This window comes from Mycobacterium sp. NGS49 (genome assembly GCF_059812565.1).
The window spans coordinates 176143-192419 of record NZ_JCALCX010000008.1; the positions used below are offsets into that span (position 1 = coordinate 176143).

Consider the following 16277-nt stretch of genomic DNA (forward strand, 5'->3'; position numbering starts at 1 on the left):
ACGGTCACTATCCTCTGCCGGGAGGCTCTCCACCAGTCTCATCGACAGTGCTCGCCGGTTATCGGCGCGCCGATCGAGGCGACGCCACCAGGTCGGCTCGGTACTGCCGCGGTGTCTTGCCGAACCAGCGTCGACATGAACGGTTGAGTGCGCTCTGTTCGGAATAGCCGAGCAAGACCGCGATCTGGCTCAAATACAGCCCCGGTTCGGCGAGGTACCTCTCCGCTTGATCACGACGTTCGCGCTCGATGAGGTCCCCGCATCGCACGCCCTCGGCGGCCAGGCGTCGTTGCAGCGTTCGAGGGTGCATGGCGAGTTGGTCGGAGATGATCTCGGCGCTGCAGTGGCCGGTGGGTAGCAGGCGGCGGGCCAACTCGGCAACCTGTTCGGAAAGCGCGGCGGTGCTTGGCAGGTAATTGGACTCGAGGTATTTCGTGGCGATGCGTCTGGTTTCCGGATCCGCGTTGTCGATGGGTCTGCCGGCCAGACGACGGGGTACCTCAAATCCACACCACGTCTGGCCGAACCGCACGGTGCAACCGAGCGCTTCCTGGTACGCGGCGTCCGGTCCCTGTTGGTCGTGCATGAAGGAGACAGCACGGGCTCGCGCCTCCGGTCCGCCCAGAAGGTGGATCATGCGGACTGCGTTGGCCATGCTCAGCTCGTATCCCTGTAGCGGATAAGGGAGTCCCGGATCGGTTACCTCGTAGCTGAATTTCACGTTGTCCCCGGCGGTGGACGGCGAAACAGTCAGGTTCAAGGCGGGCGAATGAACGTAGAGGTAGCGGGCGATCGACTCCAATCCGGTGAGCAAGGTTTGTGCGTTTCGCGCGATCACCGCGATGGGTCCCAGGATGTCCAGGCCCTGCCAGCGTGCGAGACGGAGTCCAAAGTCCGGACAACCGAGCTCGTCGGCGCTGGCATCCAGCATCCGAACGAATGCGTCCAACGAGATGAACGCGTCCTCCTGATGCTCGATACCCGGCGGGATCTCGAAACGCTTCAGATACCGCTTCGGGTCGGCGCCAAGCTCGCACATCAGGTCGCTGTATCCCCACAGGTTGGTGGCGCGGATCAGACTACCCATTTCGACTACCTTCCTGTGTCGCAAAATGATAAAACCCTGTCGGGAGATGTCAAGACCTACGCCGCCATCCTCGACCATCCTGTGTCTACACGTCCTGCAACCGACAGCAGGCAAGGCGCCGCGTGGCGCCCGCAGATCACACCTAGCCGCAGGAGATCAACCATGGCCGTCGACCGCGACGCTCTCTATATCGACGGTCGCTGGGTGGCGCCGTCGACCTCCACCCGCATCACCGCGCTGAACGCCTCGACAGAGGAGGTCCTCGGCAGCGTTCCGCAAGCCGATGTGGCAGATGTGGATCGAGCCGTGGCCGCCGCGCGAAACGCGGTCGAGAACTCAGAGTGGTCGCAGGCGTCACCGGCGGATCGGGCTGCGCTGCTGAACCGCTTCGCGGACGAATTGCAAACGCGTTCTGGCGAATTGACGCCACTGGTGAGCCAAGAAAATGGGATGCCGATCGGACTGAGCGAGGCGTTCGAGGGCGGCTTCGCGATCGGGTTACTCCGGTACTACGCGGATTTTGCGGCGACAATGTCGGTCGAGGAGGTGCGGCCATCCCAGCTGGGCCACGAGACCGTGGTCCGGCGATCACCGGTGGGTGTTGTTGCCGCGATCGTGCCGTGGAACTACCCGGTGGTGCTCGCGATGAGCAAGATCGCTCCGGCGCTCGCGGCCGGGTGCGCCGTGGTCGTCAAACCCTCACCGCCGGCGACGGTGTTGGACTGGATCATCGTGGCCGAAGCCGCTGCGGCAGCCGGAATTCCACCTGGTGTGCTGAACTGGGTTCCGGGTGGGCCCGATATCGGCGCGTATCTGGTCTCACACCCAGGCGTGGACAAAGTCGCCTTCACCGGGTCGACAGCAGCGGGACGGTCGATTGCCACAGTCTGCGCGGGACTGCTGCGTCCGGTGACGCTGGAACTCGGGGGCAAGTCGGCCGCGATACTGCTCGACGACGTCGACATGGACACAATCATGCCCAACCTGCAGTTCATCACCTTCATGAACAACGGACAGACGTGTGTGACGTGCAGCCGAATCCTCGCCCCCACAGGACGTTACGACGAGGTGGTTGACGCGCTGGCGACCCGGGTCTCGATGTTGCGGGTCGGTGACCCCCTGGACCCGGAGACTGAGATCGGACCCATGGCGACTGCGGCACACCGGGATCGTGTCGAACGCTACATCGAAAAGGGCAGGGGCGAAGCACGATTAGTCGCCGGTGGCGGCCGGCCCAACGGCATCGACAAAGGCTGGTTCGTCGAACCGACCGTATTCGCCTACCTGACCAACGACGCGACCATCGCCCAGGAGGAGATCTTCGGTCCCGTGCTCTCGGTCATCCCCTACACCGACGAGGCGGACGCGGTGCGAATCGCGAACGACTCCGTGTACGGCCTGGGCGGCACGGTGTTCAGCGCGGACACCGAGCGTGCCAAGAACATTGCGCGCCGAGTACACACTGGCACCATCGGCATCAACGGATACCCGATCGCCATCGGTTCGCCGTTCGGCGGAGTCAAACAGAGCGGCCTTGGCCGCGAGTTCGGCCCAGAGACGCTGAGCAGCTACCTGGACCTCAAATCGATGTACATCTCCTAGTCCGCGTGTCCGCAAATGATAAAAATCTGTCGGACAGTGTCAAGACGTGCGACGCCGGCCTCGGAGATGCTTCTTCTATACCGTCCAGCGAGCACCGCAGCCATAAGCCCGAGGAAGCCATGACCGCACAACACTTTGACGTCCTGATTATCGGCGCCGGCCTGTCCGGCATCGGTACCGCCTGTCACCTGATGGCGGAGTTCCCAGGCAAGACCCTCGCCGTGCTGGAGCGACGGGAACGGTTGGGCGGCACGTGGGACCTGTTCCGCTACCCCGGAGTGCGTTCGGACTCCGACATGTTCACCTTCGGTTACCAGTTCCGCCCGTGGCAGGACTCGAAGGTGCTCGCCGATGGCCCGTCCATCCGGCAATACATTGAAGACACCGCATCCGATTACGGCATCGACGAGAAGATCCACTACGGCCTGAAGGTCGTCAACGCGGACTGGTCAAGTGCGCAGAGCCGCTGGACCGTGACAACCGTTCACGAGGCGAGCGGCGAAACCCGCACCTACAGCTGCAATTACCTCATCAGCTGCACCGGCTACTACAACTATGACGCCGGCTACCTCCCGAACTTCACTGGCGTGGACCAATTCCAGGGTCAATGCGTTCACCCCCAGCACTGGCCCGAAGATCTGGACTACAGCGGCAAGAAGGTCGTTGTGATCGGCAGTGGCGCAACGGCGGTCACGCTGGTGCCGGCTATGGCCGGTGACGCCGAGCATGTGACCATGCTGCAACGCTCACCGTCGTACGTCTTCTCGTTGCCGGCGGTCGACAAGATCTCCGAAGTCCTGGGTCGTTTCCTTCCTGACCGATGGGTATATGCGTTCGGGCGCAAGCGGAACATCGCCATCCAACGCCGGATGTACCAGGCCTGCCGCCGCTGGCCCAATCTGATGCGCCGACTTCTGCTCTGGGAGGTACGCCGCCGCGTCGGGCCGTCGGTCGACATGAGCAACTTCACCCCGAGGTACCTGCCATGGGACGAGCGGTTGTGCGCCGTGCCAAACGGCGATCTTTTCAAGGTACTGGCATCAGGTTCGGCGTCGGTGGTCACCGATCAGATCGAAACCTTCACCCGGACGGGGATCCTGTGCAAGTCCGGACGAGAACTCGAGGCGGACATCATCGTCACTGCGACCGGCCTCAACATCCAGATGCTGGGTGGTGTGGAACTTTCGGTGGACGGTGTGACGCACGAGTTGCACGACCGGATGACCTACAAGGGCGTGCTGTTAGAGGACATTCCCAATCTCGCCTGGATCATCGGCTACACCAATGCGTCGTGGACGCTGAAATCCGACATCGCCGGCACCTACCTGTGTCGTCTGTTCAAGTACATGGACGACAACGGGTACGCGGTGGCGACGCCCCGCGATGTCGAGAATTGCGCGCTGGACATCGACATGTTCGACCAACTGCAATCCGGCTACGTCAAGCGCGGTAAGGACACCTTGCCGCGTCAGGGTTCCAAGCACCCGTGGCAGGTGCTGATGCACTACGAGAAGGACAGCAAGACCCTGCTCGAAGACCCTGTCGACGATGGAGTACTGCGGTTCGACCGGACGTCTGTTGGCGCCGCGGTGGCCTGAGCATGTCTGTTCGCCAACATATCTCGACATTGCCTGATGAGAGGTCATCATGAAGCTCAGTAAAAATGTGATCCGCGCCGTGCTGCGGGGCGCGCGACCGGCGTTCGGGTCTCGCCACCTGGGTGTCGGCGGGCGGCGCCTGATGCTCCAAGCGCTGACGGCTGCCGCCCGCCCTCCCAAGGGCACCCGCTTCCAGCGCGTCACGATTGCGGGCGTCCCCGTCGAACGGGTGCACCCCCCGCAATCGGCAACCCACGGCACACTGATCTATCTGCACGGCGGCGCCTACGCCCTGGGCAGCGCCAGAGGCTATCGCGGCATGGTCGCGCACCTCGCCGCGGCCGCCGGAATGACAGCATTGGTTCCCGACTACTCACGCGCGCCGAAGGCGCGCTATCCCATTGCCCTCGAGGAAATGGTCGCCGTCTACACCCGCCTGCTCGAGGACGGACTAGACCCGAACACCGCTGTAATCGCCGGTGATTCAGCCGGTGGCGGCCTGACACTCGCACTCGCCATGGTCTTGCGCGATCGCGAACTCCCCGCTCCTGCCGCACTCGGCTTGATCTGCCCCTGGGCCGACCTCGCCCTCGACATCGACCAGACACGACCGGTGCTGCGCGATCCGCTGATCCTGCCGTCGATGTGCGCCGAGTGGGCGCCGCGCTACGTCGGGTCCTGCGATCCGCGGTCGCCCGGCATCTCTCCGGTGTACGGCGATATGGCGGGCCTGCCGCCGATCGTCATGCAGAGTGCCGGCGACGATCCGGTCTCCGTGGACGCGGACAAGATCGAAACCGCCTGTGCCGCTGCGAAGTCGCTCCTACCGGACCACCGCCGGTTCGGTGGCATGTGGCACGACTTCCACCTCCAGGTCAGCCTGCTCCCCGAAGCCCGCACCGCGATCACCGACCTCGGCGCAAAACTAGGCAACCACACCAACATCCAGCATCGGAAGGTCGCAGCCAAATGAGCTCATTCGAAGGCAAAGTCGTCGTCATCACCGGAGCCGGCTCCGGCATTGGCCGGGCGCTGGCTCTCAATCTGGCGAACAAGGGCGCAAGACTCGCGCTCTCCGATGTCGACACGCGCGGACTGGACGAAACCGTCCGCCGGGCCCAAGCACTCGGCGCGCACGTGAAATCCGACCGGCTCGACGTCGCCGAACGCGAGGCAGTGCTGGCCTACGCCGACGAAGTCGTCGCACACTTCGGTGAGGTCCACCAGGTCTACAACAACGCGGGCATCGCATACAACGGCAACGTCGAAAAGTCCGAGTTCAAGGACATCGAACGGATCATCGATGTCGACTTCTGGGGTGTCGTCAACGGCACGAAAGCCTTTCTGCCGCATGTTATCGCGTCCGGCGACGGGCACATCGTCAACATCTCCAGTCTGTTCGGGCTGATCGCGGTGCCCGGCCAAAGCGCCTACAACGCAGCCAAGTTCGCCGTGCGCGGATTCACCGAGGCGCTGCGCCAGGAGATGCTGGTCGCCAAGCACCCGGTCAAGGTGACGTGCGTGCATCCCGGCGGCATCAAGACCGCCGTCGCACGAAACGCCACGGTCGCCGACAACGAGGACCAACATAGCCTTGCGGCGTTCTACGACAAATGGCTCCTCATCCATACGCCGGAGATGGCCGCAGAGACCATCGTCAATGGAGTCAGCAAGGGCCGCGCCCGGGTCATCATCGGCTTGGAGGCAAAAGCCATTGACGTGCTCGCGCGAATCATGGGTTCGTCATATCAGCGGATCGTCGCCGCCGGCGCGGCGAAATTCTTCCCATGGGCCAAGTAATCCAGAAAGGGACACCAGAATGAAAACCACTGCCGCAGTGCTCCTCGAGGCGGGCAAGCCGTTCGAGCTGATGGAACTGAATCTCGATGGACCGGGTCCGGGCGAGGTGCTGATCAAGTACACCGCTGCGGGACTGTGCCATTCGGACCTGCACCTCACCGACGGCGACTTGCCACCGCGCTACCCCATCGTGGGTGGACATGAGGGGTCCGGGATCATCGAGGACGTGGGCCCCGGCGTCACCAAGGTCAAGCCCGGCGATCACGTGGTGTGCAGCTTCATCCCGAGTTGCGGGACCTGCCGCTACTGCTCGACCGGCCGGCAGAACCTCTGCGATATGGGTGCCACCATACTCGACGGCTGCATGCCGGACGGTAGTTTCCGATTGCATTCCAGCGGAACGGATTTCGGTGCCGTGTGCATGCTCGGCACCTTCTCCGAGCGCGCAACCATCTCAGAACACTCGGTCGTGAAGGTGGACGACTGGCTGCCACTGGAGACTGCGGTGCTGGTCGGCTGCGGGGTACCGTCCGGTTGGGGCACCGCGGTCAACGCCGGAAACCTGCGGGCGGGTGACACGGCCGTCATCTACGGCGTCGGTGGCCTGGGCATCAACGCGGTCCAGGGCGCGATCGCCGCCGGGTGCAAATACGTGGTGGTCGTGGACCCGGTGGCATTCAAGCGCGACATGGCCCTCAAGTTCGGCGCCACCCACGCGTTCGCCGATGCCGCCAGCGCGGCGCACAAGGTCAACGAGCTCACCTGGGGGCAGGGCGCCGACGCGGCACTGATCCTGGTGGGCACCGTGGATGAAGAGGTTGTCTCGGCGGCGACCGCGGTGATCGGCAAGGGCGGCACCGTCGTCATCACCGGTTTGGCTAATCCGGCCAAGCTCACCGTGCACATCTCCGGAACCGACCTGACGCTGCACGAGAAGACGATCAGGGGGTCGCTGTTCGGTTCGTGCAATCCGCAGTACGACATCGTCCGGCTGCTGCGGCTTTACGACGCCGGTCAGCTGATGCTGGACGAGCTGGTGACTTCCACCTACACGCTCGAACAGGTGAACCAGGGCTACCAAGACCTGCGGGACGGCAAGAACATCCGTGGCGTGATCATTCACTGACGAGAACGGATCCCGCTCAGGTCGCGTCCGGGTACACGGTGCCAATCCAGATCTCCGCCAGCACGGACGCGACCGCTTCGGGGCGGGCGTGGTCCATCGTCACCCGTTCCGTCATGTAGTTGAGGTTGAGCAGGATCAGCGCGCGGGCGACCTCGTTCGGATTGGCGACTTTCGTAAGTCCCTGGCGCTTCTCGCGGCGAAGCAGCTTGGCGATCTGATCGATGTACTCCTGGACGACCCCGCCGCGGTAGTAACGCTGTGCGACCTCGTCGTGATAGGACGCTTCGTTCATCGCCGCCAGCACGTCGGCGTGCCGGCTCCAGATCCGGACGACATCGCGCAACCCTTGCCGCAATGCGGCTATGCGATCGGGGTTTTCGCTTTCGAGCCAGAGTCGCGTCGCCGCGAACATCTCGTCCCCGATCCGATCGACGAGTCGCACGATCAGCTCGTTGCGGTCCTTGAAGTAGTTGTAGAAGTTGGATCTCCGCATGTTCGCCGCCGCCGCGACGGCATCGACCGTGAGATCGCGGAAGCGAATCTCCTTGAGCAACCGCTCGGCCGCGTCGAGTATCTCGCGCTCGGCGTCTTCGGGTTTGCGTCGTACGCGCGGCTTCGCGGTCATCGATGTCAGCGTAGCGCCCGGGCCGGTAACCGAAGTTAATGACATGACGTCACCAATTACCGATGCGCTCAGATAATCCCAGCGGCTTTCGCTCCCGCGATCGTCTCGCGCATGGTATCGGCCGCGTCGTGGCGCGGGCGCCAGCCGAGTTCGCGGCGCGCCTTGGTGGTGTCCATGATCACCGATCGCCGTGTTACGTGGATCCACGAAAGCTCCTGCGGGAGCAGCCGCCCGAGCCGGGTCACCAACCCGACCAGGGCCTTGACCCCCAGACCCGGCACTGGGACCGCCCGCCAGCCGAGCTCTCGCGCGATATCCGTCATGGTGACCACGCCGTCTCCGGCGAGGTTATAGGTGCCCGGGGCGCCACGGCCCTCGACCGCAGCGAGCAGCGCCTCGGCGCAGTCGTCGTGGTGTACGAGCTGAAAAGACGTCCCAGGCTCGGGCAGCACCGGAGACGCACCTGGGATGACCCGGATGAGATCGCGTTCCAGCGGCAGGCGCCCGCCGAGCTGGAAACGCTTGACGAGGTCGTTGACCAGCGCCGGCGCGTCGCGCCCACCGACGATGCTCGGCCGGAACACGTACTGCTCGATGCCGGTGCCGTCGATCAGTTCGTGAAACAGCTCCTCGAGCTCGGCCTTCTGCGCCGAGTAGTAAAACTCTTCCGTCCCCCATGGCTCGACGTCCTCCGTCAGAACCTCGGGGTTGTCGGGGTGAAAGCCGTATGCCGCGATGGATGACGTGTAGACGAGCCGGCGCGTGCCTGCCTTGACGCACGCCTCGAACACGTTGCGGGTGCCCTCCAAGTTGACCGTGCGGGTCTCCTCGCGATTGCCGAAGATGATGAACGCCAGATGCACCACGACGTCCGCGTCGGCGACCAGCTCGTCGACCGTCGACCGGTCGAGCACATCACCCCTGCGGTATTCGACCTTCTCCCAACCGTATTCGGCCGGGTCGAAGGGCCGGCGCGCCATGCCGAGCACACGCTTGACCCGATCTGAGCCTTCCAGCGCCGCAAGCAGTGAGCGCCCCACCTCCCCGGTGGGCCCGGTCACGGCCACCGTGAGACTTGTGTCGCGAGTCTGTGCATTTGATGGCTTTTTCGTTGGTGTCATGGTTGTCGATCGTAGGGTGCTAATGACACAGCGTCAATAATTAATGACATCACGTCATTAATCAAGGCGGGGCGCCACCGAGACCCTGCAATCCTCTCGATGTAAGCAAGAGTTTGCCGAAAACCATTGCAGAGCAACACACGTCGATCTGCAGAAAGATGCACTTGGCCACTCCGGCCGCGAGATCAGCCTGCCGCACCGAGCCGATCGCCGTGTCGCAGAAGGATAAAAAGTTGTCGCGCAATGGCAATACTTTCCCCAGAGTCGGGGTCCATTCTGGGGGTACCACACCGACGAACGCCGGGCCTTGCGCTCGAAAGACATCAGCGCGCAATCGACCATGAAGGGAGCCAGAACGAAAATGTCGAATTCCGTGCCACAGGCATCTAGGCTGACCGTGGGGAAACCGCGCCAGCGAGCGCGCGAGGAGGCCCGAACCCGATGAGAAGACTCAACGGCGTCGACGCATTGATGCTCTACCTCGATGGCGGCAGCGCCTATAACCACACGCTCAAGATCAGCGTGCTCGACCCTTCGACCGACCCCGAGGGCTGGTCATGGCCGAAGGCGCGGCGGATGTTCGAGGAGCGGGCCCACCTGCTTCCGGTCTTCCGTCTGCGATATCTGCCAACGCCCCTCGGCTTGCATCACCCGATCTGGGTGGAGGACCCCGAATTCAATCTGGACGCACACGTGCGCCGCGTTGTCTGTCCGGCCCCGGGTGGGTTGAAGGAGTTCTGCGAGCTTGTCGAGCAGATTTACGCCCACCCACTGGATCGCGACCGGCCGCTGTGGCAGGTCTGGGTCGTCGAGGGCCTCGAAGACGGCCGGGTAGCACTCGTGACGCTGCTGCACCATGCATATTCCGACGGCGTCGGGGTGCTGGACATGCTGGCCGCGTTCTACAACGACACGCCTGAGGATGCCGCGGTAGTTCCGCCCGCGTGGAAACCCCCGCCGCTGCCGTCGGCCAGACAGCGACTGGGTTGGGCATTACGAGACCTGCCTTCGCGGCTCGGCCGGGTCGCGCCGACTGCACGGGCCCTGCGCGATCGGGTGCGCATCGAGCGGGAGTTCGCGAAAGATGGCGCGCGGCGAGTCCCATCCGCCATCGACCGCTCGACGCCGCCCGGCCCCTTCCAGTGTGGGCTGTCGCGCAGCCGGCGCTTTTCCTGCGAGACGTTCCCGCTCGCCGACATCCGCGAGGTGAACAAGACGCTCGGAGTCACGATCAACGACGTCTTCATGGCCTGCGTCGCAGGCAGCGTTCGTCACTACCTCGAACGTTTGGGCACGCCGCCCGACGAGGCGATGGTGGCCACGATGCCGCTTGCGGTCACACCGGCGGCCGAGCGCGTCAACCCGGGCAACTACTCGTCGGTCGACTACGTGTGGCTGCACGCCGAGATCGCCGACCCGCTCGAGCGATTGCGCGCCACACACGTCGCCGCCGAGGCCACGAAGCAGCACTTCGCCCAGACCAAGGACGCCGACGTCGGCGCGGTGATCGAGCTCCTGCCCGAACGCCTCATCTCGAGCCTTGCCCGTGCCAATGCGCGGACCAAGGGCCGCTTCGACACATTCAAGAACGTGGTCGTGTCGAACGTGCCGGGGCCACGCGAGCCTCGCTACCTCGGCCGGTGGCGCGTCGATAAGTGGTTCTCCACCGGGCAGATCTCGCACGGTGCGACGCTCAACATGACCGTCTGGAGCTACTGCGACCAGTTCAACCTTTGCGTTCTCGCCGACGCCGTCGCCGTTCCCGATACCTGGGAATTGGTCCGCGGCTTCCAAAACTCGCTAGAGGAGCTGCTCGCGATCGCACGCGCGCAGCCCACCGTGAGCCCCTCCCCCGCAACTTCGACCACAGGCGGTTGAGCTACATGACCCGCATCAGCCCGATCGACCTGTCATTCCTGCTGCTGGAGAAAGCCAACCGGCCAAATCACATGGCTGCCTACACCATCTTCCAAAAGCCGCCAGGACAGGAGTCTTCGTTCGGGCCGCGCCTGTTGGAGGCATATCGGCACAGCCAGGCGGCCAAGCCGTTCAACCACAAATTGAAATGGCTGGGCAGAGATGTCGCGGCGTGGGAGACCGTCGAGCCGGACATGCAATATCACATTCGGCACATTGCCGTGCCGGCACCGGGTTCCATGCGGCAGTTCGATGAAACGGTGGCGTTTTTGAACACCAGCCTGCTGGACAGGGGACACCCGCTCTGGGAGTGCTACATCATCGACGGGATCGAGAACGACCGGATCGCCGTCATGCTCAAGGTGCACCATGCGCTCATCGACGGTGAAGGTGGGCTCCGCGCGATGCGCAACTTCCTGAGCGATTCACCAGACGACAAGACGCTGGCCGGTCCCTGGATGCCGTTTGAAAACGCTGACCGGCCACGCCGTACACACACCGCCATATCTGGAAGAGAGCGCCTGCAAGGCATGCTCAGCGGACTGACCAAGCTGCCCGGCGGCGTTCTCGGCGTGGGCGCCGACCTGGTGGACCTCGGCGCGCAATCGTTGAACCTCAAGGAGCGCAAGGCGTCCCCGCCTTTCATGGCGAAACGCACACTTTTCAATAACACACCGAATTCGGCGGCGCGCGCCTACGCGGACGTCAAGTTGCCACTCGCCGACGTCAAGGCCCTCGCCAAGGCGACCGGCACCTCCCTCAACGACGTGGTCATGACCATCATCGACGACGCACTGCATCACTACCTGGACGAACACCAAGCTCCCACCGACCGGCCGCTGGTGGCCTTCATGCCCATGTCACTGCGCGATAAAGCGGGCGGTGGCGGGGGTAATCAGGTCAGCGCCGACTTGGTCCCCATGGGTACACCCGGGGCGAGTCCCCTTGCACGCCTTAAGGAAATAAATACAGCGACCAACAGCGCGAAGGACAAAGGGCGCGGCATGCAAACCGCGTCGCGCCAGGCCTACGCGCTGTTTCTACTGAGCAGCCTGACCCTGTCGGATACCGTGCCGTGGCTCGACAAAGTACCGAGCGCCAACCTGGTGATCTCGAACATGAAGGGGCCGACCGAGCAGCTCTACCTCGCCGGTGCGCCGCTGGTTGCATTCCATGGCCTGCCCATCGTGCCGCCCGGCGCCGGTCTCAACGTTTCCTTTGCCAGCTTCAATACCGAGCTGTGCATCGCCGTCGGCGCAGCGCCGGAAGCCGTCCACGAGCCGTTCCGGCTTGGCGAACTCATTGAGCAAGCATTCCGGGCGCTCCAAATCGAAGCCGGCACAACGAACGTCAACCACAACACACCGAAGTTGAGAACCCCATGAAGAACATTGGTTCCATGCTCAGACAACGCGCCACCGTTTCGCCGCGGCTCGAGGCCTACGTCGAGCCGTCCACCAACGTGCGCATCGACTACGCGGAGATGAACGCGATGGCGAACCGGTGCGCAAACGTGCTCACCTCGCTCGGGATCGGCGCAGGTGACCGAGTGGCGTTGCTGATGACCAACTGCGTGGAGTTCTGCTGCCTGTTCTACGGCGCAGCCAAGATCGGGGCCGTGGCGGTGCCCGTCAACACCCGCCTTGCGGCGCCTGAGGTGGATTTCATTCTGTCCGACAGCGGCAGCAAGGTGGTCGTTTACGGTGCGGGGTCGGCGACGGTAGTCGACGCCATCAAGGCGGATACCGACTCTTCCCGCATCGTCACCGCCTGGGTACCGGTAGGCGATACCGACGACAGCCTGCGCGAACGCATGAGGACCGCGGCCGCCGACGAACCTGCCGGCGAATACGGCGGCACCGACAACCTGTTCATCATGTACACATCGGGCACCACCGGACGTCCAAAAGGGGTGGTGCACACCCACGACTCGGTGCACTCGGCGGCGAGTTCCTGGTGCTCGACGATTGATGTGCGCTACCGGGACCGACTCCTGCTACCGCTGCCGATGTTCCACGTGGCAGCACTGACGACGGTCATCTTCTGCGCCATGCGCGGTGCCACCCTGATCTCGATGCCGCAATTCGATGCCATGACGGTGTGGTCGCTGATCGTCGATGAACGGGTTTCCATCGGCGGTGCCGTGCCGGCGATCCTCAACTTCATGCGCCAGGTGCCTCAGTTCGCCGAACTCAACGCGCCTGACTTCCGCTATTTCATCACCGGCGGTGCACCCATGCCAGAGGCTCTGATCAACATGTATGCCGCGAAAAACATTGAGGTCGTTCAGGGTTACGCACTCACCGAGTCGTGTGGCGGCGGCACCCTGCTGCTCAGCGAAGACGCCCTGCGCAAGGCCGGTTCGGCCGGACGCGCCACCATGTTCACCGACGTTCGCGTGCGCGGCGACGATGGCGTGATACGCGCACGGGGAGAAGGCGAGGTAGTGATCAAGTCCGACATCCTGCTCAAGGAATATTGGAACCGCCCGGATGCCACCCGCGACGCTTTCGACGACGGTTGGTTCCGGACCGGCGACATCGGCGAAATCGACGATGAGGGTTACCTTTACATCAAGGATCGGCTGAAGGACATGATCATTTCCGGTGGCGAGAACATCTACCCGGCGGAGCTCGAGAGCGTGATCATCGGCCTTCCCGGAGTCAGCGAGGTGGCGGTCATCGGCTTGCCCGACGAGAAGTGGGGCGAGATCGCCTGCGCCATTGTGGTTGCCGACCCGGGCGAAGTCAGCGAGCAACAAGTCATCGAATTCTGCGGAACACGGCTCGCGCGCTTCAAACTGCCGAAAAAGGTGGTCTTCGCCGAGGCCATTCCCCGCAACCCAACCGGAAAGATCCTCAAAACTGTATTGCGTGAACAGTATTCGGCGTCGGTCCCGACCTGACGCGCAGCCCGCCGTCGCACGTCACCTCAAGTCAGTAAGGAAGAACGTGGTCCTCAGAGTGTCATCCAATCTCATCGGCGGGGACGTCGACGAGGGGTACGGCAGAGTTGCCGACGTTTTTCGCCGTAACATGCTCGACGGCAAAGAGGTTGGGGCAGCCATCGCCGTTTACCGCGATGGGGTCAAAGTGGTCGATCTCTGGGGTGGCTACCGCAATGGGATCACCAGGCTGCCGTGGGAAGAGGACACGATCGTCAACATGTTCTCCACCACGAAGGGTGTTTCGTCGCTTGCGATCGCAGTCGCGGTGGCTCAGGGACTGATCTCATATGACGCGCCGGTGGCGCAATACTGGCCGGAGTTTGCGCAGGCGTCGAAGGGCGCTATCACGGTGCGACAGCTGCTTTCCCATCAGGCCGGGCTGCCGGTCCTTGACGCGGCCCTGACCCTGCCCGACCTGGCGGACCCGGCGAAGATGTCGGCGGTACTGGCGGCGCAGGCGCCGGCATGGTCTCCCGGGACCAGACACGGCTACCACGCCGTCACGCTCGGCTGGTATGAATCGGAACTAATCCGCCATGCGGACCCAATGGGGCGTTCTCTTGGACAGTTCTTCGCACAGGAGGTTGCCGAACCACTCGGGCTGGACTTCTACATCGGATTGCCCGCCCACGTGGACCGCAACCGCATCGCACACCTACACGGCTACTCCAGAGCCGAGCTGCTGCTGCACCTCAAAACGATGCCGCCCCGATTTGTTGCTGCAGTATTGAATTCGCGCGGCCTGACAGCCCGAGCACTTTTTACTGCCAGGGGCATCGGCGGCCTGCACGCCTTCAACCGAGAAGATGTGCGCACGGTCGAGATACCAGCCGCCAACGGCATCGGTACCGCACGCTCGGTGGCAAAAGCCTACGGCTGCGTCGCAACGGGCGGTGCGGATCTCGCCCTCACCGCGAGCACCCTGGACGCCCTGGCCAATCCCGCGATCCCGCCGGCCAAGGGGTTGCGCGACCGAGTGCTCCATGTCGACACAACATTCTCGCTCGGCTACATCAAACCCTTCCCCAAGTTCAGATTTGGTTCGTCCGACAAAGCATTCGGAACGCCCGGAGCGGGTGGATCGTTCGGGTTCGCCGATCCCGATACCGGCATTGGGTTCGCCTACGCGATGAACAGAGCCGGCTTCCATCTCTACAACGATCCACGAGAGCTCGCGCTTCGTCAGGTCCTGTTCCGCGACATCGTCGGGGCCAGGCCACAACACTGAACTCAACGACCGCGACGGGAAGCCGGCGGATCGCCCCGAGCCGCCCGTCGGTAGGCGGCGGGCCCAATCCCGAACCACCGCTTGCACGATCTGGTGAGCACGCTCTGCTCGGTGTAGCCCAGTTCGCGGGTGAGGTGCGACAGGTCGATGTCGGTGTCGCGAAGATAGTGCTCGGCGGTTTCTCGCCGGATGTCGTCGATGACCTGATAAAACGTTGTGCCCTCATCGGAGAGCCGCCGCTGCAGCGTCTTCGGGTGCATATTGAACTGCGCGGCGATCACCTCCCGGCTCACCGCGCCGGTGGGCAGCAACTGCCGTGCGATGGTGCGCACCGAATGGCTCATCTCCGGCATGCGTGACCCGACCATGCTGGTGAGATATTCCACGACCGACTGGTGTGCCAGTTCGTCGTGGCTGACAGGTCGGCTCAGGTCTGCGGTCCGGATGGTGAAGCCGGCGCGCGGCTCTGCGAAACGGACTCGACAGCCGAAGTACTCGCGATACTCGTCGACCGGCACGAGGGGGCGATGAGTCAGATGCGCCGACAGCGGCCGATACTGCGCCCCAAGCAACAGCCGACACACCTTCAGCGTGACGCCCAGGGAAAGCTCGATGCTCTGGGCGTGCGCGGGCAAGCCGTCCAGCAGAACGCGGAACTCGAAGAACGACAGATCTCCTCGTTCGGACAGTGGCGCGACGTGAGCCGACAAGGCCGGGCTGTAGGCGGCCATGAAGTTGGCAAAGATCCCGAAGGCGTCGCCCACGGTGGCCGCCGTACGGGCCGCCACGCCGACCGGGCCAAGGATTTCGATGCCCTGCCGCTGCGCGAGGCGCCGGCCGAAATCCGCTGTGCCAGTTGCCTCGGCGGCCGACTCCACCGCGTCGATCACACCCCGAAGCGGCACGAACACGTGGTATCGGCCGATGTCCTGGGTGCGGATCCCGGCCCGGCGCAGCAGCGCTGCCGGGTCACCGCCAAGTTCGGTGACCAGGTCCGGATAGTTCGACAGCGCCGTGCCGCGCACCAGCAACATGTCCGAAGATGCTAACCGCGCAGCACCGCCATGTCCCCAAAAGCTAAAAGGTTGTCCCGATCGGTCAAGACTTCGGCAGTCGTCCACTCGCATTGTTGAGTCAGCGGTAGACCACCGCCCCGCCGCCGCCCTTCGGCGAAAGGCGTTGCGAACCAAGGAACTCACCGTCCCACGCGAAAATCCTGCTCGACC

13 protein-coding genes are annotated in these 16277 nt (G+C 63.8%); 9 read left to right on the forward strand and 4 right to left on the reverse strand.

Annotated elements, in window-relative coordinates; genetic code table 11:
• Positions 1–58: 58 nt before the first annotated feature.
• Positions 59–1087, reverse strand: a complete 1029-nt coding sequence (locus AC5Y7D_RS10760) for an AraC family transcriptional regulator (RefSeq protein WP_499923765.1) — start codon at positions 1085–1087, stop codon at positions 59–61.
• A 162-nt stretch (positions 1088–1249) separates the two neighbouring features.
• Between AC5Y7D_RS10760 and AC5Y7D_RS10765 the strand changes: the two genes are divergently transcribed.
• The 5 genes from AC5Y7D_RS10765 (at position 1250) to AC5Y7D_RS10785 (ending at position 7213) form a co-directional block, all read left to right on the forward strand.
• A complete protein-coding gene (locus AC5Y7D_RS10765) occupies positions 1250–2689 on the forward strand; it encodes an aldehyde dehydrogenase (protein WP_499923766.1) in 1440 nt (479 codons plus the stop codon).
• 119 nt (positions 2690–2808) lie between these two features.
• Positions 2809–4287, forward strand: a complete 1479-nt coding sequence (locus AC5Y7D_RS10770; protein WP_499923767.1) for a flavin-containing monooxygenase — start codon at positions 2809–2811, stop codon at positions 4285–4287.
• Between the two features lie 49 nt (positions 4288–4336).
• Positions 4337–5260: an alpha/beta hydrolase fold domain-containing protein gene (locus AC5Y7D_RS10775; RefSeq protein ID WP_499923768.1), complete on the forward strand. Its 924-nt coding sequence runs from the start codon at positions 4337–4339 to the stop codon at positions 5258–5260.
• Complete coding sequence (locus AC5Y7D_RS10780) at positions 5257–6087, forward strand: SDR family NAD(P)-dependent oxidoreductase (protein WP_499923769.1); 831 nt, start codon at positions 5257–5259, stop codon at positions 6085–6087. Before AC5Y7D_RS10775 ends, AC5Y7D_RS10780 begins: the two co-directional genes overlap by 4 nt.
• 19 nt (positions 6088–6106) lie before the next feature.
• Positions 6107–7213 carry an NDMA-dependent alcohol dehydrogenase gene (locus AC5Y7D_RS10785; RefSeq protein ID WP_499923772.1) on the forward strand — a complete coding sequence of 369 codons (1107 nt, stop codon included), beginning with the start codon at positions 6107–6109 and terminating at the stop codon, positions 7211–7213.
• 16 nt (positions 7214–7229) lie between these two features.
• Here the strand turns inward: AC5Y7D_RS10785 and AC5Y7D_RS10790 are convergent, their stop codons facing one another.
• Positions 7230–7838, reverse strand: a complete 609-nt coding sequence (locus tag AC5Y7D_RS10790) for a TetR/AcrR family transcriptional regulator (RefSeq protein ID WP_499923774.1) — start codon at positions 7836–7838, stop codon at positions 7230–7232.
• Between the two features lie 68 nt (positions 7839–7906).
• On the reverse strand, positions 7907–8959 hold the full coding sequence (locus AC5Y7D_RS10795) for an NAD-dependent epimerase/dehydratase family protein (RefSeq protein WP_499923776.1): 1053 nt from the start codon (positions 8957–8959) through the stop codon (positions 7907–7909).
• Between the two features lie 441 nt (positions 8960–9400).
• Between AC5Y7D_RS10795 and AC5Y7D_RS10800 the strand changes: the two genes are divergently transcribed.
• From AC5Y7D_RS10800 to AC5Y7D_RS10815, 4 genes are read left to right on the forward strand one after another with little or no spacing between them, the layout of a single operon-like run.
• A complete protein-coding gene (locus AC5Y7D_RS10800; RefSeq protein ID WP_499923778.1) occupies positions 9401–10837 on the forward strand; it encodes a WS/DGAT/MGAT family O-acyltransferase in 1437 nt (478 codons plus the stop codon).
• A 5-nt stretch (positions 10838–10842) separates the two neighbouring features.
• On the forward strand, positions 10843–12261 hold the full coding sequence (locus tag AC5Y7D_RS10805) for a WS/DGAT/MGAT family O-acyltransferase (RefSeq protein WP_499923780.1): 1419 nt from the start codon (positions 10843–10845) through the stop codon (positions 12259–12261).
• On the forward strand, positions 12258–13781 hold the full coding sequence (locus AC5Y7D_RS10810) for an acyl-CoA synthetase (RefSeq protein WP_499923783.1): 1524 nt from the start codon (positions 12258–12260) through the stop codon (positions 13779–13781). The genes AC5Y7D_RS10805 and AC5Y7D_RS10810 overlap by 4 nt, the downstream gene beginning before the upstream one ends.
• Before the next feature lie 46 nt (positions 13782–13827).
• Positions 13828–15051, forward strand: coding sequence for a serine hydrolase domain-containing protein (locus AC5Y7D_RS10815; RefSeq protein WP_499923785.1), 1224 nt, complete (start codon positions 13828–13830; stop codon positions 15049–15051).
• Positions 15052–15053: 2 nt separating this feature from the next.
• Here AC5Y7D_RS10815 and AC5Y7D_RS10820 read toward each other — a convergent pair whose 3' ends face one another.
• Entirely contained in the window at positions 15054–16085 is a 1032-nt protein-coding gene (locus AC5Y7D_RS10820; RefSeq protein WP_499923787.1) for an AraC family transcriptional regulator, read from the reverse strand.
• Positions 16086–16277 lie beyond the last annotated feature (192 nt).